Source organism: Rhizobium mesoamericanum STM3625, assembly GCF_000312665.1.
In the GTDB taxonomy this organism is placed as follows: domain Bacteria; phylum Pseudomonadota; class Alphaproteobacteria; order Rhizobiales; family Rhizobiaceae; genus Rhizobium; species Rhizobium mesoamericanum.
The window spans coordinates 3,470,214-3,489,279 of record NZ_HF536772.1 but is presented as its reverse complement, the minus strand read 5'-3'; the positions used below and the strand labels follow the sequence as shown (position 1 = coordinate 3,489,279).

21 protein-coding genes and 2 pseudogenes are annotated in these 19,066 nt (G+C 58.6%); 16 read left to right on the top strand and 7 right to left on the bottom strand.

Annotation, left to right across the window (positions count from 1 at the left end; all coding sequences use genetic code 11):
• The first annotated feature begins 80 nt into the window (after positions 1-80).
• Positions 81-1,437: pseudogene (locus BN77_RS33255) on the top strand (IS3 family transposase).
• A gap of 77 nt (positions 1,438-1,514) precedes the next feature.
• Here BN77_RS33255 and BN77_RS17095 read toward each other — a convergent pair.
• Both BN77_RS17095 and BN77_RS33555 read right to left on the bottom strand, forming a co-directional pair.
• Entirely contained in the window at positions 1,515-2,717 is a 1,203-nt protein-coding gene (locus BN77_RS17095) for a pyridoxal phosphate-dependent aminotransferase (RefSeq protein WP_007534140.1), read from the bottom strand.
• A gap of 129 nt (positions 2,718-2,846) precedes the next feature.
• Entirely contained in the window at positions 2,847-3,071 is a 225-nt protein-coding gene (locus tag BN77_RS33555) for a hypothetical protein (protein ID WP_157224462.1), read from the bottom strand.
• 191 nt (positions 3,072-3,262) lie between these two features.
• Here BN77_RS33555 and BN77_RS34845 point away from each other — a divergent pair.
• The 6 genes and pseudogenes from BN77_RS34845 to BN77_RS17065 all read left to right on the top strand — a co-directional run.
• Positions 3,263-3,481: pseudogene (locus BN77_RS34845) on the top strand (hypothetical protein); the annotation flags it as partial.
• Positions 3,482-3,551: 70 nt separating this feature from the next.
• Positions 3,552-3,788: a sortase gene (locus tag BN77_RS35875; protein ID WP_425280218.1), complete on the top strand. Its 237-nt coding sequence runs from the start codon at positions 3,552-3,554 to the stop codon at positions 3,786-3,788.
• Positions 3,789-4,082: 294 nt separating this feature from the next.
• On the top strand, positions 4,083-5,228 hold the full coding sequence (locus BN77_RS17080) for a PQQ-dependent sugar dehydrogenase (protein ID WP_007534132.1): 1,146 nt from the start codon (positions 4,083-4,085) through the stop codon (positions 5,226-5,228).
• Between the two features lie 140 nt (positions 5,229-5,368).
• Complete coding sequence (locus BN77_RS17075) at positions 5,369-6,283, top strand: DMT family transporter (RefSeq protein ID WP_007534131.1); 915 nt, start codon at positions 5,369-5,371, stop codon at positions 6,281-6,283.
• A 464-nt stretch (positions 6,284-6,747) separates the two neighbouring features.
• Positions 6,748-6,963 carry a cold-shock protein gene (locus BN77_RS17070; RefSeq protein WP_007534130.1) on the top strand — a complete coding sequence of 72 codons (216 nt, stop codon included), beginning with the start codon at positions 6,748-6,750 and terminating at the stop codon, positions 6,961-6,963.
• A gap of 141 nt (positions 6,964-7,104) precedes the next feature.
• On the top strand, positions 7,105-7,518 hold the full coding sequence (locus BN77_RS17065; RefSeq protein ID WP_007534129.1) for a BA14K family protein: 414 nt from the start codon (positions 7,105-7,107) through the stop codon (positions 7,516-7,518).
• A 66-nt stretch (positions 7,519-7,584) separates the two neighbouring features.
• On the opposite strand, the gene BN77_RS17060 is transcribed toward BN77_RS17065, so the two are convergent.
• Positions 7,585-8,232 (bottom strand): MBL fold metallo-hydrolase, encoded by a 648-nt coding sequence (locus BN77_RS17060; protein WP_007534128.1) that lies wholly within the window; start codon positions 8,230-8,232, stop codon positions 7,585-7,587.
• 238 nt (positions 8,233-8,470) lie between these two features.
• On the opposite strand from BN77_RS17060, the gene BN77_RS17055 reads away from it, so the two are divergent.
• The 6 genes from BN77_RS17055 (at position 8,471) to BN77_RS17030 (ending at position 13,551) form a co-directional block, all read left to right on the top strand.
• Positions 8,471-9,082: a DUF1236 domain-containing protein gene (locus BN77_RS17055; protein ID WP_007534127.1), complete on the top strand. Its 612-nt coding sequence runs from the start codon at positions 8,471-8,473 to the stop codon at positions 9,080-9,082.
• 232 nt (positions 9,083-9,314) lie between these two features.
• On the top strand, positions 9,315-9,581 hold the full coding sequence (locus tag BN77_RS17050) for a hypothetical protein (protein WP_007534126.1): 267 nt from the start codon (positions 9,315-9,317) through the stop codon (positions 9,579-9,581).
• Positions 9,582-10,355: 774 nt separating this feature from the next.
• The gene (locus tag BN77_RS17045; RefSeq protein ID WP_007534125.1) at positions 10,356-10,853 is read left to right on the top strand and encodes a MarR family winged helix-turn-helix transcriptional regulator; all 498 of its coding nucleotides are present in this window, start codon (positions 10,356-10,358) and stop codon (positions 10,851-10,853) included.
• On the top strand, positions 10,854-11,555 hold the full coding sequence (locus BN77_RS17040) for a response regulator (protein ID WP_007534124.1): 702 nt from the start codon (positions 10,854-10,856) through the stop codon (positions 11,553-11,555). It begins immediately after the preceding gene.
• 28 nt (positions 11,556-11,583) lie between these two features.
• Positions 11,584-12,963: an ATP-binding protein gene (locus BN77_RS17035; RefSeq protein ID WP_007534122.1), complete on the top strand. Its 1,380-nt coding sequence runs from the start codon at positions 11,584-11,586 to the stop codon at positions 12,961-12,963.
• A gap of 6 nt (positions 12,964-12,969) precedes the next feature.
• Positions 12,970-13,551: a DUF1349 domain-containing protein gene (locus BN77_RS17030; protein WP_007534120.1), complete on the top strand. Its 582-nt coding sequence runs from the start codon at positions 12,970-12,972 to the stop codon at positions 13,549-13,551.
• On the opposite strand, the gene BN77_RS17025 is transcribed toward BN77_RS17030, so the two are convergent.
• From BN77_RS17025 to BN77_RS17010, 4 genes are all read right to left on the bottom strand, one after another.
• Complete coding sequence (locus BN77_RS17025) at positions 13,552-13,893, bottom strand: tRNA-binding protein (protein WP_007534119.1); 342 nt, start codon at positions 13,891-13,893, stop codon at positions 13,552-13,554.
• Positions 13,894-13,906: 13 nt separating this feature from the next.
• Positions 13,907-14,725 (bottom strand): pyrroline-5-carboxylate reductase, encoded by an 819-nt coding sequence (gene proC, locus BN77_RS17020; RefSeq protein ID WP_040677318.1) that lies wholly within the window; start codon positions 14,723-14,725, stop codon positions 13,907-13,909.
• Positions 14,726-15,226, bottom strand: coding sequence for a type III secretion system chaperone family protein (locus BN77_RS17015; protein ID WP_007534116.1), 501 nt, complete (start codon positions 15,224-15,226; stop codon positions 14,726-14,728).
• A gap of 392 nt (positions 15,227-15,618) precedes the next feature.
• A complete protein-coding gene (locus BN77_RS17010; RefSeq protein ID WP_007534115.1) occupies positions 15,619-15,879 on the bottom strand; it encodes an accessory factor UbiK family protein in 261 nt (86 codons plus the stop codon).
• Positions 15,880-16,161: 282 nt separating this feature from the next.
• Here BN77_RS17010 and lgt point away from each other — a divergent pair, with 282 nt between their 5' ends.
• From lgt to pgeF, 3 genes are all read left to right on the top strand, one after another.
• Entirely contained in the window at positions 16,162-17,043 is an 882-nt protein-coding gene (gene lgt, locus BN77_RS17005) for a prolipoprotein diacylglyceryl transferase (RefSeq protein ID WP_208856442.1), read from the top strand.
• A gap of 24 nt (positions 17,044-17,067) precedes the next feature.
• Positions 17,068-18,168, top strand: coding sequence for a class I SAM-dependent methyltransferase (locus BN77_RS17000; protein WP_007534108.1), 1,101 nt, complete (start codon positions 17,068-17,070; stop codon positions 18,166-18,168).
• Between the two features lie 98 nt (positions 18,169-18,266).
• A complete protein-coding gene (gene pgeF / locus BN77_RS16995) occupies positions 18,267-19,061 on the top strand; it encodes a peptidoglycan editing factor PgeF (RefSeq protein ID WP_007534106.1) in 795 nt (264 codons plus the stop codon).
• The last annotated feature ends 5 nt before the right edge of the window (positions 19,062-19,066 follow it).

Here is a 19,066-nt window from a genome sequence, read left to right as displayed (position 1 = left end):
AATGAACTGCGCGCCTGCAAAAAACCCGCCGTTTCTGAACTGACCCCCGAAAGTTGGACAACAACCTTCGGGGGTTTTGCATGTCGAAACACAGCCTGGCTTTTAAGCTTTCAGTTGTGGAGTTTTGTGAGAAGGGCGGGCGTAGCGCTCGTGAAGTCTGCGTGCATTTCGGCGTGGACCATGCGACGGTTCGCAAATGGGTAGCAAGCTACGAGGCGCACGGGGCTGCCGGTCTCGCGAAGAAATTCAGCCACTACGACGCAGCATTCAAGCTATCGGTTCTCCAGCGGATGTGGGAGGATGGGCTCTCCTACCGCCAGACTGCGGCGCTGTTCGACATTCGCAATAAGGGTAGCGTGGTGGATTGGGAGCGACGCCATAAGACTGGCGGAATCGACGCCTTGAGCCCGCGTCGCAAAGGAAGGCCCCGATCAATGCCCGAGCCGCCGATCTCAAAACAGCCCCAAGCTTCGCACAGTGACGAAGCAAAAAGCCGCGAAGAACTGCTGGCGGAGCTGAACTCTCTGCGCATGGAGAACGCCTACCTAAAAAAACTCGAGGCCTTAACGCGGAAGCAACCAGCGCTCAAAAAGCGCAAGTCGTCCAAGCGTTAAGGCCTTTCTATCCGCTTGACGGGTTGCTGAAGCTTTCGGGCCTTTCCCGCAGCACGTTTTATTATCGGCAAAAGGTGTCGGCGCTTTGCGACAAGCATGCTGCAATGAAGGACCGAATCAAGGCCGTCTTCCATACTCACAAGGGCCGCTATGGCTATCGCCGGATAACGGCGGCAATCCGCCAGCTCGGACATACGGCCAATCACAAGACGGTCCAGCGCCTGATGGTCGAGATGGGATTGAAATCGCTGATGCGGCCGAAGAAATACCGCTCCTACAAGGATGACGTCGGGCGCATCGCCCCCGATCTCATCAAACGGCAGTTCACCGCAGGGGCGATCAATCAGAAATGGGTCACTGACATCACCGAGTTTAACGTGGCCGGCGAGAAGCTCTACCTCTCACCGGTTATGGACCTATGCAACGGGGAGATTATCGCCTTCGAAACCGCCAGAAGGCCGGTCTTCAAGCTGGTGGAAGGCATGTTGAGCAAGGCCTTGAACCGGCTGAAAAAGAACGAACGCCCGATCCTGCATTCCGACCAGGGATGGCATTACCAGATGCCCCCTACCAGCGCCTGCTCCAAAAACGCGGCATCGCCCAGAGTATGTCACGCAAAGGCAACTGCCTCGACAACGCGGCGATCGAAAGCTTCTTCGCCACCCTCAAATCCGAGCTCTTCTATGCTAATCGCTTCGAAAGCATCCAGAGCCTGGATGACGGCATCGCCGACTACATCCACTACGACAATCACCACCGCATCAAGCTCAAACTGAAAGGACTGAGCCCTGTCCAATACAGAACTCAGTCCCTATTATCTTAGCCCATCAACTGTCCAAATTTACGGGGTCAGTTCATTTCCGGCGGGCCTCTTGTTCAGCAATACGTGGGATCCGAGACTTACTTGCAGGCAGCGCAGAAGCGCTGAATGCGCTTGCAGGCTTCCTCGAGCAGAGCTTCCGAGGTCGCGTATGAGATGCGGAAGTTCGGTCCGAGGCCGAATGCCGAGCCATGAACGACAGCGACACCTTCGCTTTCCAGGAGTTCCGAGACAAAATCTTCGTCCGTCTCGATAACCTTGCCTGACGGCGCGGTCTTCCCGATCAAGCCGGCGCAGGACGGATAGACGTAGAAGGCACCTTCCGGCGACGGGCACGTAATGCCCTTGGCCTGGTTCAGCATCGATACGACGAGGTCGCGACGGCCTTCGAAGATCTTCTTGTTCACAGGAATGAAATCCTGCGTGCCGTTCAGCGCTTCGACGGCAGCCCACTGGGCGATTGACGTCGCACCCGAGGTCTGCTGGCCCTGGATCATGTCCATCGCCTTGATGAGCTGCAGCGGGCCGGCAGCGTAACCGATACGCCAGCCGGTCATGGCATAGGCCTTGGAGACCCCGTTCATCGTCAGGGTGCGGTCGTAGAGCTTCGGCTCGACTTCCACAGGCGTGACGAACTTGAAGTCGCCATAGGTCAGATGCTCGTACATGTCGTCGGTCAGCACCCAGACATGAGGATGCTTGAGCAACACGTCCGTCAGGGCCTTCAGCTCATCGTGCGTATAGGCAGCACCAGACGGGTTGGACGGCGAGTTGAAGACGAACCACTTCGTCTTCGGCGTAATCGCCTTGTCGAGATCGGCGGCCTGGAGCTTGAAGTTATTCTCCTGCGTCGCCGAGACGATGACGGGAGTGCCGCCGCACAGCGACACCATTTCCGGGTAGGACACCCAGTACGGCGCCGGGATGACGACTTCGTCGCCCGGGTTCAGCGTTGCCATGAAAGCGTTGAACAGGATCTGCTTGCCACCGGTGCCGACGATTGTCTGCTCCCAGGAGTACTCCAGGCCGTTCTCGCGTTTGAACTTCGCGGCAATTGCCTTGCGCAGCTCAGGGATACCGGAGATCGGCGTGTACTTCGTCTCGCCGCGGTTAATCGCGTCGATGGCCGCCTTCTTGATATTGTCTGGCGTGTCGAAATCCGGCTCGCCGGCACCGAGGCCGATCACATCGCGTCCTTTTGCTTTCAGCTCGCGCGCTTTCTGGGAAACGGCGATGGTGGCTGAAGGCTTCACACGGGAAAGAGCATCGGCAAGAAAGGCCATGATATCGGTCCTATACGGTTGATTTGGGCAGAAAGCCGGGACCGGAATTCTGCGCTAAGCTCTATGTCCAATGTGCGCAGGCATTTCAAGCTCAAAGGCGTGATGGTGCCAATGATTCTTCGTGATCGGTCAGCACATGCGATTGCCGATTCGCGACATCGCCCGCTTGACCCGCTGAATCATTTTGCGAAGGAGTTGAATCAGTTTCTGAAGACAGGCGGATTTACGCACTGAAATCAAAAACTTCGCCATTTTCCGCCTTTGCCACGAATTGGCCGCAACAAATGCCGGGGCATGCCGCAATTCGGTCGCGAGCGCGCCGAGATCGGAAGCGTATTTTGTTGCATCCGACATTGGTTATTGAGGGCATACCCATGTTTGTGGAAGACGAGTTTGTCGTAAGGCGCCTTCGCGTCAGTCGCGTAACCATCACATTACTGGTCGCATTTTTCTCTTTTGCCGCGTCGATCCTTATGACGTTGGGGCTCGTCACGACGGTTTACGCCGAGGATGGGCAATCCCGGCACATGTTCGTGCAGCTGGCAGCCTCGCATACGGCCGCCGCGCCGACAGCGACAGCGGCAGAGGTGATTGCCCAGACATCCACCTCGATGAAATGGCCGCAAACTGCGACACGCGCTGACGACCAGATCCTGCGCGGCATCGTCACGCTGCTGGCCGCACTGACTGCCGCAAGTGGGCTTGCCGTCTGGCGGCGACGCGTGCGTGGCATCTTCGCGGGAACTGTATATGACGCCCGCTAGCTCGAGAATGGTAGACCGAGATCAGGACCGGGACGAATTCGGTCCGCTTCCGACCTACCTCGAGCTCTCCATGGCGATGGCCGCGGCAACCGCTCATGACGTGGCGAGTGTGAAGCAAGGTGGTCGCATTTTGCCGCGTCTTTCCATCGTCGAGAAGATCATTGCTGTATGCATCGCCGCGCTGGCGCTGTACGGAACGGCACTCATCGCCGACGGGCTCTTCATCAAAGCCAAGGCGCAACTGTCGCACATTCCTCCGAAGCGGGCCTTTGCTGCCGAACGCCGCGAAGAAGATACCGAGCTTTAGCCTGGGCCGACTTCTCGACCGAGGGCAAGCGCCGCGCCAGGCGGTAATGTGCGATGAGATGAAAGCGGGATCGGTACAGCAACGCAAGGTCGCCATCCGGTGCTCGCGACCTTGAGGCCTTTCGGCCCGAAGGAACGAAGCCCGCTTGCGCCATCTCGTCGAAGCGGACCTCGTCGATCTGCAACCGACCGGCGCGGTTTCGTCGACAAACACAAAGCCGTTATTGCGAGCGGAATGAGGTTGAAGCAGGCGTCCAACGCTCCACGTTGGTCAAGACAGACACCGGGATGGATCATGACGACACCTTCAAGGCTTCAATTCGGATTCCTTGCAACCGCGGTCTTGGCCGCCTCCCCGAGCTTTTCTGCCGATAGCGTCAAGACGAAAACCGTCGAGGTTCAAGTCGATGTCGTTGCCACTGGGCTTGAGCACCCATGGGCTGTCGAGGTTCTTCCCGATGGTTCCTATCTCGTCACCGAACGATCGGGACGATTGCGGATCTTTCGCGATGGCAAGCTCTCGGCTCCTATCGCCGGTGTCCCTGTTGTCAATGCCCGCGGCCAGGGAGGCTTGATGGACGTCGCACTTGCGCCCGATTTTACAACAAGCCGCAAGATATTTCTCACCGCTGCGACCGTGGCCAAGGGCGGCTCGGGCACAGAGGCCTTCAGCGCGACGCTTTCGCAGGACTTAACAAGGCTTAACGACGTCAGATCCATCTTTGCGATGAAGCGCTTCTCCAATGGCAATATCCAGTATGGTTCCCGCATCGCCTTTGCCAAAGACGGCTCGTTGTTCATCAGCATTGGCGACCAAGGCGACAGGGACCGCGCCCAGGATTGGAAGGACGACGCCGGCTCCATCATCCACATCAACGCGGATGGCACCATTCCAGATGACAATCCCTTCAAGGATGGCGTCAAGGCGCTTCCGGAGATTTGGTCGAAGGGTCATCGCAATCCGCAGGGCATCGCTTTCGATTCCGCCGACGGCAAACTGTACACCGTGGAGCACGGCGCCCGGGGCGGTGACGAGATCAACCACATAGAGCCTGGCAAGAACTATGGCTGGCCAATCATAACCTATGGGCGTGACTATTCCGGTGCCGAGATCGGCGAAGGCACCGCCAAGGAAGGGCTTGAGCAACCACTCTACTATTGGGACCCGTCCATAGCGCCGGGCGCATTGGCCATTTACCACGGTAAGATGTTCCCTGAATGGGATGGCAACTTCCTCGTCGCGGCTCTGAAATTCCAGCTGCTTTCCAGAATGCAGCGCGATGAGAGCGGCGCCTTCGTCGCCGAGGAGCGGATATTCGATGGCTCCTATGGCCGCATGCGTGATGTGGTCGTCGCACCCGACGGCGCCCTGCTGATCCTGACCGATGAAGACGATGGTGCGCTGCTCAGAGTATCCCGAGCGCCTGCCAATAGTGGCTGAAGTGGAGCCGGGAGGTCGGCTTTCGTTGTCATCGTTTTGCTCTCAGGCGCAAGCGCAGTAGCGACATTCTTCAGCTTGCCCAAACCAAAGGCAGCTGCTAACGCTCGGCCACACTCTCCCGCTCCCGCACCGAGGAAGAAATGACGCGTATTCAGGCGAACCTCCTTCTGTTGCTCGCAGCCGCCATCTGGGGTGGCGGCTTTGTCGCACAGTCGACGGCGATGAAAGCGATCGGCCCGTTCTGGTTCATCGGACTGCGCTTCATGATCGCGGCCGTGGCGGTTCTGCCGTTCATGCTTGTCGAGGCACGACGGGCGCCCGCCAACACCGCGCCACGCCACCTCAAGCTTTATCTCCTGACCGGTCTGGCGCTGTTTGGCGGTGCCGCCACCCAGCAGATCGGCCTGCAGACGACAACCGTGACGAATTCGAGTTTCATCACCGGGCTCTATGTCGTGATCGTACCTTTGATTGCCGTCATCTTCCTCCGCCGCTCTCCACATTGGATCATCTGGCCGGGTGCGATCATGGCCTTATCCGGCATCTACTTGCTGTCAGGCGGTCAACTCTCGGCCCTGACGACCGGCGATCTGCTGACGGTCGTGTGCGCTGTCTTCTGGGCCGGGCAAATCACTCTGGCAGGCACCACGGTCTCAAAAACCGGTCGTCCGCTTGCACTTTCAACCGCCCAGTTTGCGGTGACGGCCACCTGTGCGCTTGCTGTTGCCATCGTTGCGGAACCGATCAGCTGGGAGGCAGTATGGGCAGCGGCCCCCGAGATCCTCTATGTCGGCCTGTTCTCTTCGGGTGTCGCCTTTTCACTGCAGATCATCGGCCAGCGCTACACGACCCCGTCGCAGGCAGCCATCTTCCTGTCCTCTGAAGCGCTGTTCGGCGCCGCACTTGGCGCCCTTCTCCTGAATGAAACGATGCCGCCGCTCGGCTACGCCGGCTGCGCGTTGATGTTCACGGCTATGCTTCTGGTTGAGGTCGTGCCCGAAATAGCACGCCGTCGCACGTCAGGCAGACTGAAACCGAGCCCAAATTTGGGTTAATATGAAAAAGCGAAAAAAACTTTAGCATTTGCGCAGTCGCGCTAGCGTTGCATTTTTGGCAAAATCTGCTCCCAAACTATATTGCCAACGATATAAAGCGTTAATCTGGAGCGGCAGACGACCAAAATTTTGCGCGAACCGCCCAAAAATGTCGCTTCTAGGCGCCTGCCGACACGGAGGCGTTAAAAAACTTTTGCTTGCCAAAATCCAATAATCGCAGCACTCTTACCGTGTTCGGGCATTTTGCGAGCATGGGAAGTCCTTGAGAATGTGCGCGCCGGAGACGCTAATATTCCGGTCAACCAGTTCGGTGAAAGCGAGCGTTAGTCTCGTGTCGAGCGCGGTTGTGCTAGAGGGGACCTTTTTCTCACATTTCAATAATTGCCTGCCAACGTCTCCGCGAGGAGGCAATATCAGTGATGCTGCCCGTGTGGATGGCGGGCGGAGATAAAAGGACCTGACGCATGGCCGAGACTGGCACTGTAAAATTCTTCAACACCGACAAAGGTTTTGGCTTCATCAAGCCTGACAAGGGCGGCGCCGATATCTTTGTTCACATTTCTGCCGTTCAGGCTTCTGGCTTGGCCGGACTGACGGAGAATCAGAAGGTTAGCTTCGACACGGAGCCGGACCGCCGCGGCAAGGGCCCTAAGGCTGTCAACCTGCAGATTGCAGGCTGAGCCTCCAGCCAACGCTGTCAATTCGAGTTGAAGCCCGGCAGCGATGCCGGGTTTTGTCATTCAGCCTGCATTCACCTCACAGCCCTTACCTTGCCATCATCAAGGTGCAGAACCGGAATCGGTTTAAACAGGGAAAGACAAATGAACAGGCTTGCGAAAACGCTCTTAATGACGGCAACCGCTGCAGCCCTCACGGTATCATCGATCGGCGTTGCATCAGCAGGCGATTGGCACCACCACCACCATAGCAACGACGCGCTTGTCGGCGGCGCAGTCGGCCTTGCAACGGGCCTGATCGTCGGCTCTGCCATTGCCAGCGCACCGCGTTATGACGAGCCGCGCTACATCGACCCGCCGGTCTATGAGCAGGAAGAATACGACGCCGTCCCGGTCTATCGCGCCCCCCCGCCCCGCTACTATCGTCCGGTTGCCGATATCGAGCCTTGGACTCCGCAGTGGGAACGCTATTGTTCCTATCGCTACCGGTCGTTTGATCCGCGCAGCGGCACCTTCATCGGCAACGACGGTCGCAGCCACTTCTGCAACGCCGGCTAATCACCTCAGCGGATGATCAATCATCAAGCGCCGCGTTTCAGCGGCGCTTTTGCTTTGCGTGCTGGCTCAGATGCCCCGTAGGAAGGGATTGGTGCGCCGCTCGTCGCCGATCCGGCCGCCTGGTCCGTGCCCGCAAATGAAGCCGACGTCATCTCCTAACGGCAAGACCTTGTCGCGAATGGATTCGAGCAGTTGCTGGTGGTTCCCGCCCGGTAGGTCTGTCCGACCAATGGAGCCGCTAAAGAGCACGTCCCCCAGATGAGCGAAGTTCTGCGGGCGATTGAAATAGATTACGTGGCCGGGCGCGTGCCCCGGCGTGTGGTAGACCTCGAATTCGTGATTACCGAACGAAACCTTGTCGCCATCCTTTAGCCAGCGGTCGGGAACGACGTTCTGCATGCCGGGCGGCAGGCCGTATTTCTGCGACTGCACCTCGATGCGCTGCAGCAGAGGAAGATCGTCCTCGTTCGGGCCGACGACATCGACACCCAAAGCCTCTTTGAGTTCCTTCGCACCGCCCGCGTGGTCAAGATGGCCGTGCGTCAGCCAGATTTCCTTGATGTTGAAACCATTCGATTTTATGGCCTCCAGGATCGTCGGCACATCGCCGCCAGGATCGACCACCACGCCTTCCTTCGTCTCGGCGTCGAAGAGGATCGTGCAGTTCTGCTGAAAGGGTGTGACCGGGATAATTCCGGCCTGGAGCATGCCCATGATTGCCTCGCTTCTCTATATCCTTTCGTCCCTATAGTCCGAAACCGCGGCAGGCACAGCCCGAGATTTATCGAAGGCAGCGTCAGAGAGGGCCTGTCAATGCCCGCGCAGAGACTTCGACACCGGTCCAGTTTGAATTTAACACATTGATACAATTCGTTTACCGGCGAGACCTAGCGCGCCGGAACATCGCCATCAACCAAACGTTACCTGCCTGTACAAGACAAGGAGAAACGAGATGACCTTGAAGCGAAATCTGTTCCTGGCTGGCGCGATCGTCGTGGCAAGCGCCGGTTTTGCCCAGGCAGAGATGGTTGCCACGGCCATCAACGATCTGAATGTTCGTGCCGGCCCCGGGCCGCAGTATCCTTCCATCGCAATAGCGACGCGCGGTTCGCAGGCAATGCTGGATGGCTGCGTGCAGGGAAGCCGTTGGTGCCGCGTTAACGTCAACGGCGTGCGCGGCTGGGTCTATGCGCAGTATCTGCAGGTCGAGCAGGCCGGCAACCGCGTCATCGTCGAGCAGCACCAAGCCGACCTTGGCGTTCCTGTCGTAACCTATGAAACGACCTCAAGTATCGCTCCCGCCGATCCGGCCCCTGGTGACGAATTGCTCGGCCCTGTTGGTTCTGTCGAAGCGATCAGCCCGCCAGAAACCGTTACGACCTATGTTCAAACCAATCCGGCCCACACCGTCCGCCTCCGCGGTGATGTCGTCGTCGGCGCAGCCGTGCCGGAGGACGTAACGTTCCAGGAAATTCCGGACTATCAATATCGATATGTCCGCATCAACGATCGGCCGGTCCTTGTGGATCCCGGTACTCGCCGCATCGTTTACGTCTACAACTGAAGACCATGAAAACTATGGAAAAGGCGCCCACGGGCGCCTTTTTTCTCCGACCGCAGCATGGAAAATCTTCACGCGTGGGTTGCTCTCCATTTCACTTTACATTCAATCATGATAATATACTGAAACCCAGACGATATCCCCGCTCCCGGTCGGACGTCGGATCGCCTGTATGGCTGGCGATCCTTTAGATCGTCCAGCAAAGCGTTTTGAGGAAACGCGAAGGAGGGAAATCGTGGAAGCCTTGTTGCCCATCATCACACAAGTGATAGCAGGCGCCGTTGGCGGCAATGTCGCAAGCGGTGCACTGAAGCAGGTTGCAATCAATGCCGTTGCTCGAACGATCGTCGGCGCGATCGGCGGCATCGGAGGCGGCATGCTGCTCAGCATGGTCGGTGGAGAAGCCGCAATGACCGGCCTCGTTGCCGATGGTATCGGCGGCTTGATTGGCGGCGGCATCCTGTCGACCATCGTCGGCGCGGTAGCCGCTCGCGCGAGGTAACGAGCTTCGATGGGAAGGCGGCCGGACGTTCTCAACAAGCCCGGCCGCGCCTGCGCCCGCAAACAAGGTTAGGCGGCCGCTGCGGCAGTCGGGCACGCATCTTCACGGAGTCATTGATCAGCGCGGCTCGCTTATCACCGCCGGCGTGAACGTATGGGGACCGATTTCCGAAACGCGCATCACATCTGCCGCAGATCGAGCGATGTCCGCTCATCATCTCGCTGCCACCCCTTGCGATCTGGCGGGCATCGGCATCAAAAAAATCCTGGCGCTTCAGGAGCTCGATCGCCGCTGCATCCAGTTCGGCAACCGAACACGGTACCTTGAAGCCGCAAATCTCAGCTGACTTGTGCCCTCGCTCATGCCGTCAGCTTGAAGACCCGGTCACCATAGGCGCTTGGCTTGGAGCAGCGCGCGCATGCAGCGTTTGGGTCAACACATGGATCTTTGCGTCTTTCCACGTAAGGGACGCACCATTACCAGATTTCGCCATTCGTTGATCAAGGGCACCGAAGCCATTTGGCACTCCTCCCGCGCCCGCTCGCCATTGCTGTTGATTGTTGTCCCCAATACGTTTTATCCACTGACGTAGAGGAAATCACCCACGTAGTGAAGTTTGCGAAGTCAGGCCGAATTTACCGAAAAAGTGGCGCCCCTCTTCCGGCTTTGCATTGCATGGGGAAGCTAGGAACGGCGAAGATACGTCAGTCATGTTGGCATATTTTTGAAAACCTTCCTTCCCGCAAGGTGCGCAACAAGAAAGGAAATTCCAAATTGGCACGCCAGACGAGCCCGAAGGCGGGCAAGCCCGAAGCGCTGAAGATGCGGATGGAAAATACCGAAACCATCGATTTCGAGATCATCGAGCTCCTGTTCTTTTCCTATCGTGACTTCGTTTCCGATCCCGACGCCATTCTTGCGGAGATCGGTTTCGGGCGGGCCCACCACCGCGTCGTTCACTTTGTTAACCGCAACCCGGGCATGACGGTTGCCGATCTGCTGGATACGTTGAAGATAACCAAGCAGAGTCTTGCAAGAGTGCTCAAACAACTCATCGATTCGGGGTATATTCGTCAGATTGCGGGGCCCGAGGATAGGCGACAGCGCAAGCTCTATCCGACCAAGATGGGGCGCGAGCTTGCTCTTGCTCTGGCAGAGCCACAATCGCGCCGTATCGAGAGAGCATTCGACGGGGCTTCTCCAGAGGTTCGGGAGGGAATAAAGGCCTTCCTGAGGGGTATGCGGAACAGACAAAACGCGAAAGCAGATTGAATGGCGACAAAGACAGTGATTTCAGACGACGCTGCGCACTTGCTTGTTGTGGATGACGACACGCGCATTCGCGCTCTGCTCAACCGTTATTTGACGGAGAACGGCTTCAGGGTGACGACCGCCGCCGATGGCGCGGAAGCCCAACGCAAGCTGGCCGGCCTGGATTACGACCTCATCATCATGGATGTCATGATGCCGGGCGATTCAGGCATCGAAGTGACCAAGGGTCTGCGCACGATCAAGAATGTACCGATCATCATGCTGACGGCCTTGGCGGAATCGGGCAGCCGCATCGCTGGGCTGGAGGCTGGCGCGGACGACTATCTGGCCAAACCCTTCGATCCGCGCGAACTCGTGCTGCGCGTCAACAACATCCTGCGCCGCAATGTCTCGAACGATGCACCGAAGATCGAGCAGGTGATGTTCGGACCATATACCTTCTCGCTGACACGCAAGGAGTTGAAGAAGGCCTCCGAGGTCGTCCGGCTGACGGATCGCGAGCAGGAGATCATGCTGCTATTTGCCAAGCGCGCCGGCGATACTATTCCGCGGCATGAGCTCATCGGCAACGACGTCGATGTCGGCGAGCGCACCATCGATGTGCAGATCAATCGTCTGCGACGCAAGATCGAGGACGATCCCGCAAATCCGGTCTGGCTGCAGACGGTTCGTGGTATAGGATACCGGCTGAGCATCGATTGACAGTCGCAACCCCGGGATCAGCGGCCAAATGGTGACATTCGACTCTCTTCGGCGCGACGACCGCTCGCCCGCCCGCGGCTGGCGATGGATGTTGCGCAGATTGCGGCTCTATCTGCCGACCGGCCTCTACGTCCGCTCGCTGCTGATCATTATCATCCCGATGGTGCTATTGCAGTCCGTCGTCGCCGCCGTGTTCATGGAACGCCACTGGCAGATGGTGACGCAGCGCCTCTCGGCTGCCGTCACCCGTGACATTGCCGCGATCATTCAGATTATCGAGACCTATCCGCAAGACACGGATTATAGCGAGGTTACTCGGATCGCACGCGACCAGATGGGCCTGCAGATATCCATCGAACCGGACGGAGATCTCCCGCCACCGCGTACAAAGCCGTTTTTCTCCATCCTCGACGGGATCCTGAGCGACGAGATCAGCGACCAGGTCAAACGCCCTTTCTGGATCGATACGGTGGGTGATTCCAACATTGTCGAGATCCGCATCAAACTCGAGGATAAAATCCTTCGCGTTTTGGCAAGGCGCAGTTCGACCTACGCCTCCAACACGCACATCTTTATCGTCTGGATGGTCGGCGCCTCGCTGGTGCTGATCGGCATATCGATCCTTTTCCTACGCGGGCAGATCCGACCCATACTTGCGCTTGCGAATGCTGCCGAGAGCTTCGGCAAGGGGCAAAAGGCCGACAATTTCCATCCGCGTGGCGCCGACGAAGTTCGCCGCGCGGGCCTCGCCTTCATTTTGATGCGAGAGCGCATCGAGCGTCAGATCGAGCAGCGCACTGCGATGCTGACTGGCGTGAGCCACGATCTGCGCACGATCCTGACCCGCTTCAAGCTGCAGCTGGCTCTGGCTGGCGATAATCCTGATCTGCAGGGCATGAACGACGACGTCAATGACATGCAATCGATGTTGGAAGCCTATATGGCGTTTGCTCGAAGCGAGATCGAAGAGGATGTCGGCGAGATGAAGCTCAGCGAGCTCTTTGCAAGGCTGGAGGCCGATTTCGAACTGCATGAAGGCAAGACGCTGACCTACTCTATCGAAGGAGCGGATGGTATTTCGGTGCGTCCGAACGCTTTCACGCGTCTTGTGACCAACCTTGCCTCGAATGCGCGCCGCTACGCCAACACCCTCGACATTAACGCCAAGCATAGCGCCAAGTGGCTAACGGTCACCTTTGATGATGACGGTCCCGGCATTCCCGAAAAGAACCGCGAGGATGTCTTCAAGCCTTTCTTCCGGCTCGACGAGGCGCGAAATCTCGATGCCTCAGGCACCGGCCTCGGGCTCGCCATTGCGCGCGATATTGCCCGGAGCCACGGCGGCAACGTCACGCTCGGCGACAGCCCGCTTGGCGGGCTGCGAGCGACCGTCCGCCTGCCCGCGTGAGGACAAATGACCATCGATATCACTCGAATGACATGGTTTAATCCGCCGCCTCGCTGTGAACCCCGCGACGGCGAACTGCATGTCTCATCCGGGCCCGAAACCGATTTCTGGCAGGCAACCTATTACGGCTTTCATCGTGACAATGGCCATTTCCTGCATCAGCCAAGACAAGGCGACTTCACCGCCGAAGTGTCCTTCTCCGGACGTTATCAGGAGCTTTACGACCAGGCGGGCATGATGGTTCGCGCAGACACGACCCATTGGATGAAATGCGGTATTGAATACACCGATGGTGCAATGCATTTCAGCGTCGTCGTGACCAATGGAAATTCTGACTGGTCAGCCTTTCGGTTAGACCACACATTCGAACGCATGTGCGTGCGGGTGACGAGGAACGGCGATGCTCTGTTCATTCAATATCGAACAGGGCGCATGGAGAGCTGGCGTATGGCCCGTCTTGCGTGGTTCGATCCCGCATTTGCGGAGGTGGCTGTCGGCCCTGCGTTCTGCTCGCCTAAACGCGGCGGCTTCGAAGCCATATTCCACGATTTCAAGCTGACCGACCCGCTGTCGCGCGAGATCCACTGATCACATCAGCTTCTTGCCATTCGCCACCGGCTTGTCCGTTGCCGCAAGAACGATGGCACCCGCCTCGTCCTCGAATCCAAGCGTCAGGACCTCGGAGCGCACCGGACCAATCTGTCGTGGCGGGAAATTCACCACGCCAAGAACCTGCCGGCCGACAAGGCTCTCGGGCGTATAGTGCACCGTGATCTGTGCCGACGACTTCTTGAGGCCGATCTCCGGCCCGAAGTCGATCAACAGCTTGAAGGCTGGCTTGCGCGCTTCCGGGAACGGACTTGCCTCAACAATCGTACCGACACGGATATCGACACGCTCGAAGTCGGCATAGGTGATTTCCTCAGCCATGCTCTTGATATCCTTAGCCGGCAAGCTCTTCGGCGCGCCTGCGTGCTGCGGCAAGGGCCTTGTCGAAAAGCGGCTGCATCGCATCTTCGGCCATGAGCACGGCAAGCGCGGCAGCCGTCGTCCCGCCCGGAGACGTTACGTTTTGGCGCAGCCGCGAGGCTTCGTCGGGGGACTGGTGCAAAAGCTCACCAGCCCCCGCGACTGTTTCCCGTGCAAGGCGCATGGCAAGGTCCGCCTGCAAGCCGAGTTTACGGCCTGCCTCTGCCATACACTCGACGAGATAAAACACATAAGCCGGCCCGCTTCCCGACAGGGCCGTGACGGCATCGATGTCGGCTTCGGTTGGAACCCATTCGACCGGACCCGATACGCGTAGCAGAGAGTGGACTTGCTCGCGCTGCGCATCGCTCACGCGGGCATTGGCGAATGCACCCGTAACGCCTCGACCGACCATGGCTGGGGTGTTCGGCATGGCGCGTACCATTGCAGCCTCGCCCAGATGCTTTTCAAGGAACGACAACGTCTTGCCGGCAGCAACCGAAACAACGACGGTCTCCGGCCCCACTGTTGCCTTGACCGGCGGCAGCACGGCATCCATTACCTGCGGCTTGACCGCGAGGAATAGAACGCCGGCCGTCAATCCGGCCGGAGCCGAGGTGACATGGGTCACGCCGGCATCATTGATCGTCTTCAGCATCTGGTCCGACGGGCCGGGATCGATGACCACGATAGAAGAACCGGCCTCGCCGCTCTTCAGCCAGCCGGAGAGCATGGCCCCCCCCATATTGCCGGCACCGATGAGAACGATAGGTCCTTTAGCTGCGGATGACATTTACGCCTCGCCGACGGTTTCGAAGAGAACCGCTTCCATGGCACGGTTCGCATCCATGCCCGACCAGATTACGAACTGGAAGGCCTGATAATACGCCTCGCACGTGTCGAGTGCACTAGCCAGGAGAACCTCGACCTGTCGATTGGTCGGCTCGGCACCGCCGGCAAGCAGCAGCGACTGGCGGAAGATGATGACATCTTCCTGGCGCCACAGATCGAAGTGTCCCATCAGGACCTGACCGTTGATGGCGGCCAGGAGCTTGGTGACTTCGTTGACACGCTGTTCGGGAACCTTGACATCGAAGGCGCAGCCCAGGTGCAGCGCCTCGAACTCTTCCATCCAGGAAAAGGAAACGTGGTAGTCCGCCCACTTCCCTTCAACCGTCATCGCGATCTCGTCATCGCCCGACCGCTCGAAAGACCAGTCGTTATTGGCGGCGACGTACTCGATCATATCGACCGGGTTCGACTGACGCTCGACTTCCAATTCCATGAGGCTCATGCAGCACCTTCTTGACCGGAGTGAATGCGAACCAACTTCGTCAACGAGACACAAGGAGAACACACGCAACAGCCGGAACCACCAACCCTGATGACCGTTGAACCGCTTCCAGACTTAACGCCGTCAAACCTGCCTGGAGCTTACCAACTGCTTCGAATCATCATTTAAAATCAGTGTATAACGGGGCCGGCGACACGCCAGCCCCTCACAGCCGTTTTAGGGAACGGCACTGTGGAAAGCTTTTCGGGTTTAGATTCAGAAGGAGGGTTTAAATGACTCTGCCCATTGATCTTTTTGGCAGTGTCCACAGGTGGATAACGGCATCGGGTTTTTAGGTCGCGGCCGCGGCGTGTCTCTTAAAGGTCACACCGCGGCTTGTCTCACAACGGGAATTACTTGCCTTTGGCAGCAAGCTTCTCTTCAAGGGCTGCGATACGGGCAAGCAGTGCATCATTTTCATCGCGCGCCTTGATCGCCATTTCGCGCACGACCTCGAACTCTTCGCGCTTGACGATATCGAGCGTATTCAGCCAGCGCTCTGCCTGTGCATTGAAGGCGGTTTCGATCTCCTTGCGCACGCCCTGGGCGGCGCCGGCCGCATCCGTCATCAGCTTGGCGAACTCGTCCATGATGCGGTTTGCTCCAGTCGTCATGGCGGTTTTCTCCCTTTGCTGTCGACCAGTTAGGGCCACTTCGGCCCCTCGTGAATGAGGTAGGGCTTCGCCGGGGAGGATGCAAGCGGTTTGCTCTGGATAAGACCGCCCGTCGGCTCCCGATCGCCAATAATCGACTTGACCGATTTTGCTCCGGGCGCCATCTTCCGCGGCACATCGAGTTTGGCGCGCCTTCAGAAAGTCTCAAAGGACGCCTTGAACTGAACCGCGTCAGATGCCCGAGACCATGCCGTCGGGCTTGCGCCACCGAATGGGAAAACCTTGCCTGTAGTTACCAATCTCATGGCGGCCATGCCGTTCCCCGAGATCGACCCGATCGCCTTTTCGCTCGGCCCACTCTCAGTTCACTGGTACGGACTCGCTTATGTCGCCGGCATCATGCTCGGATGGTACTATGCGCGTCAGATCGCCGGAAACAGCAAGCTGTGGCCAGGCGAGGTTTCCCCTATCACCAAGCTGCAACTCGACGATTTCATCATCTGGGTGGCTCTCGGCATCGTTCTCGGCGGGCGCATCGGGTATATCCTGTTCTACGACCTGGCGGCCGTTATAGAGCGCCCTGTCCGGGCGATCCAGATATGGAACGGCGGCATGTCATTCCATGGTGGACTGACCGGCACGACCATCGCGATGATCATCTTCGCACGTCGCAACAGCATACCGATCTGGAGCCTGTTCGACATCGTTGCAGCCGTCGTTCCGATCGGCCTATTCTGCGGCCGTATCGCAAACTTCATCAATGGCGAGCTTTGGGGCCGCTTGACCGACGTGCCGTGGGGTATGGTATTCTGCAACCAATACATCGAGAAGACCAACGGCTACTGCCCGGGCGGTGACTTTGTTCGCCACCCCAGCCAGCTCTACGAGGCAGGCCTGGAGGGCATTGTCCTCCTTCTCGTTCTGGCACTGCTGATCTATCGATTCCGCGCCCTGAAAACCCCTGGCTTCGTCACCGGCGTTTTCGTCTGCGGCTATGCACTGTCCCGCATTTTCGTTGAGTTCTTCCGTGAACCGGATGCCCAGCTTGGCTACCTGCTGGGCACCAACTGGCTCACCATGGGTATGGTGCTATCCACGCCGATGGTACTGCTGGGAATCTGGGCCATGCTTCGCGCCCGTCGTCAGGCTGCGCCGCAGCACTGACCGCAGCTGGACAGGAGGGGATCCATGAGCACCGCGCTCGGTGAGAAGATCAAGGCTATCATTCAGGCGAACGGCCCGATTAGCGTCACGGACTACTTCTCGCTGTGCCTCGCCGATCCCGAGCATGGGTATTACAAGACACGTGAGCCTTTCGGAAGCTCCGGCGACTTCGTGACGGCACCCGAGGTGAGCCAGCTTTTTGGCGAGATGATCGGCGTCTTCATCGTTCACGCCTGGCAGCGACATAGAACACCGGCAGGCGTTCGCCTTGTCGAGATCGGCCCCGGTCGCGGCACCATGATGGCAGATATGCTGCGCGTCATTTCCCGTATCGCGCCACCCCTTTTCGAGGACATGACGGTACACCTTGTCGAAACAAGCGAGCGCCTGCGCGACATCCAGCAGGAAGCGCTGGCGTCCTATGGCAACAAGATCAGCTGGCATCAGGGTTTCGATGAAGTGCCGCCGGGATTTTCGCTTTTGGCGGCGAACGAATTGTTCGATGCCATTCCGATCCGTCAGTTCATCAAGACGGCGACGGGCTTCCGTGAGCGCATGGTAGGCATCGACGCCGATGGTGGACTGACCTTCGGCGTCGGTGTTGCAGGGATCGATCCAGGCCTTCTTCCCTTGCCGGCAAACGACGTGCTGCCAGGAACGCTGCTCGAAGTCTCGCCGGCTCGCCAGTCGGTGATGCTCGCGATCTGCGATCGGCTGAAGGCGTTTGGCGGAAGCGCTGTCGTCATCGACTACGGACATCTCGTCAGTGGGTACGGCGATACGCTGCAGGCGGTGCGCATGCATGAATATGATCCGCCGCTGGCGCATCCGGGCGAGGCCGACCTCACGAGTCATGTCGATTTCCAGGCACTGGCGCAAGCCGCCACTTCAGCCGGTGTCCACGTCAACGGCCTGCTTTACCAAGGCGACTTTCTTGTCGGTCTCGGCATTCTCGATCGAGCCGCCGCCCTCGGCCGGGACCGGGAAGCACATACGCGGCAAATTATCCAGACGGCAGTCGATCGACTGGCTGGCGAAGGTGAAGGGCGCATGGGCGAACTCTTCAAGGTCCTGGCGGTCTCCCATCCCGCCGTGGATTTGATGCCCTTCCGTTCAGTGGATTGACAGCGCGCGCGCCACTGAGCCAACATCCCTGGGCAATCGACCAGGTTGCGCCACACGAAATGGCGTGTAACCAAATTCAAGCAATCTCGGAAATTTTGATGACACAAGCAGCATCTCCGGCACCGATCCAAAGCGCGCTGCTGCAAAAGGTAGCCGGTGACGCGATTGTCCATGGCTACTTCACCCGACAGGGCGGCGTTTCGGATGGCATCTATCGCGGGCTGAACGTCGGCCTTGGCTCGAACGACGACCGTGAAAAGGTTCAGGAGAACCGGCGTCGCGTTGCAGGCTGGTTTGCGCTGCCTGTCACCCGTCTCGCCACGGTACACCAGGTCCACTCGCCTGATGTGGTCGTTGTCGGAAAGGACTATGACGGGTCCCGGCCGGCTGCGGATGCGATGGTGACAGCAGCCCCCGGCATAGCGCTCGGTGTGTTGGCAGCCGATTGTGGACCGATCCTGTTCGCCGATCCGGACAATGGTGTTATCGGCGCCGCTCATGCCGGTTGGAAAGGCGCGCTTGCCGGCGTGCTGGAGAACACGATTGACGCCATGGTCCGGCTTGGCGCGAAACGAGAGGCAATCGTTGCTTGCCTCGGGCCATCGATCAGCCAGGCAAGCTATGAGGTCGGCCCGGAATTCGTCGAACGCTTTGTCAGGCAGGATCCATCCTACCAGCGTTACTTCGTGTCCTCCAAAAAGCCGGGACACGCGATGTTTGACCTGCCGGCCCTGACCGTCGATCGGTTGCGCGCGGCCGGCGTCCGGGCGGAGAGCCTCGGGCTTTGCACTTATCCCGACACAGAGCGCTTCTTCTCTTATCGCCGGACCACACATAAGAATGAACCGGATTACGGCAGACAGATTTCTGCAATCGCTATCAGGGAGACTTAAGTGGC

Excerpts from the sequence above, each read along its gene's own strand:
- BN77_RS17095 (WP_007534140.1), bottom strand. The coding sequence starts at position 2,717 with ATGGCCTTTCTTGCCGATGCTCTTTCCCGTGTGAAGCCTTCAGCCACC.
- BN77_RS33555 (WP_157224462.1), bottom strand. The coding sequence starts at position 3,071 with ATGTCGGATGCAACAAAATACGCTTCCGATCTCGGCGCGCTCGCGACC.
- BN77_RS35875 (WP_425280218.1), top strand. The coding sequence starts at position 3,552 with ATGGCGATGGCCGCGGCAACCGCTCATGACGTGGCGAGTGTGAAGCAA.
- BN77_RS17080 (WP_007534132.1), top strand. The coding sequence starts at position 4,083 with ATGACGACACCTTCAAGGCTTCAATTCGGATTCCTTGCAACCGCGGTC.
- BN77_RS17075 (WP_007534131.1), top strand. The coding sequence starts at position 5,369 with ATGACGCGTATTCAGGCGAACCTCCTTCTGTTGCTCGCAGCCGCCATC.
- BN77_RS17070 (WP_007534130.1), top strand. The coding sequence starts at position 6,748 with ATGGCCGAGACTGGCACTGTAAAATTCTTCAACACCGACAAAGGTTTT.
- BN77_RS17065 (WP_007534129.1), top strand. The coding sequence starts at position 7,105 with ATGAACAGGCTTGCGAAAACGCTCTTAATGACGGCAACCGCTGCAGCC.
- BN77_RS17060 (WP_007534128.1), bottom strand. The coding sequence starts at position 8,232 with ATGGGCATGCTCCAGGCCGGAATTATCCCGGTCACACCCTTTCAGCAG.
- BN77_RS17055 (WP_007534127.1), top strand. The coding sequence starts at position 8,471 with ATGACCTTGAAGCGAAATCTGTTCCTGGCTGGCGCGATCGTCGTGGCA.
- BN77_RS17040 (WP_007534124.1), top strand. The coding sequence starts at position 10,854 with ATGGCGACAAAGACAGTGATTTCAGACGACGCTGCGCACTTGCTTGTT.
- BN77_RS17035 (WP_007534122.1), top strand. The coding sequence starts at position 11,584 with ATGGTGACATTCGACTCTCTTCGGCGCGACGACCGCTCGCCCGCCCGC.
- BN77_RS17030 (WP_007534120.1), top strand. The coding sequence starts at position 12,970 with ATGACCATCGATATCACTCGAATGACATGGTTTAATCCGCCGCCTCGC.
- BN77_RS17025 (WP_007534119.1), bottom strand. The coding sequence starts at position 13,893 with ATGGCTGAGGAAATCACCTATGCCGACTTCGAGCGTGTCGATATCCGT.
- proC (WP_040677318.1), bottom strand. The coding sequence starts at position 14,725 with ATGTCATCCGCAGCTAAAGGACCTATCGTTCTCATCGGTGCCGGCAAT.
- BN77_RS17015 (WP_007534116.1), bottom strand. The coding sequence starts at position 15,226 with ATGAGCCTCATGGAATTGGAAGTCGAGCGTCAGTCGAACCCGGTCGAT.
- BN77_RS17010 (WP_007534115.1), bottom strand. The coding sequence starts at position 15,879 with ATGACGACTGGAGCAAACCGCATCATGGACGAGTTCGCCAAGCTGATG.
- BN77_RS17000 (WP_007534108.1), top strand. The coding sequence starts at position 17,068 with ATGAGCACCGCGCTCGGTGAGAAGATCAAGGCTATCATTCAGGCGAAC.
- pgeF (WP_007534106.1), top strand. The coding sequence starts at position 18,267 with ATGACACAAGCAGCATCTCCGGCACCGATCCAAAGCGCGCTGCTGCAA.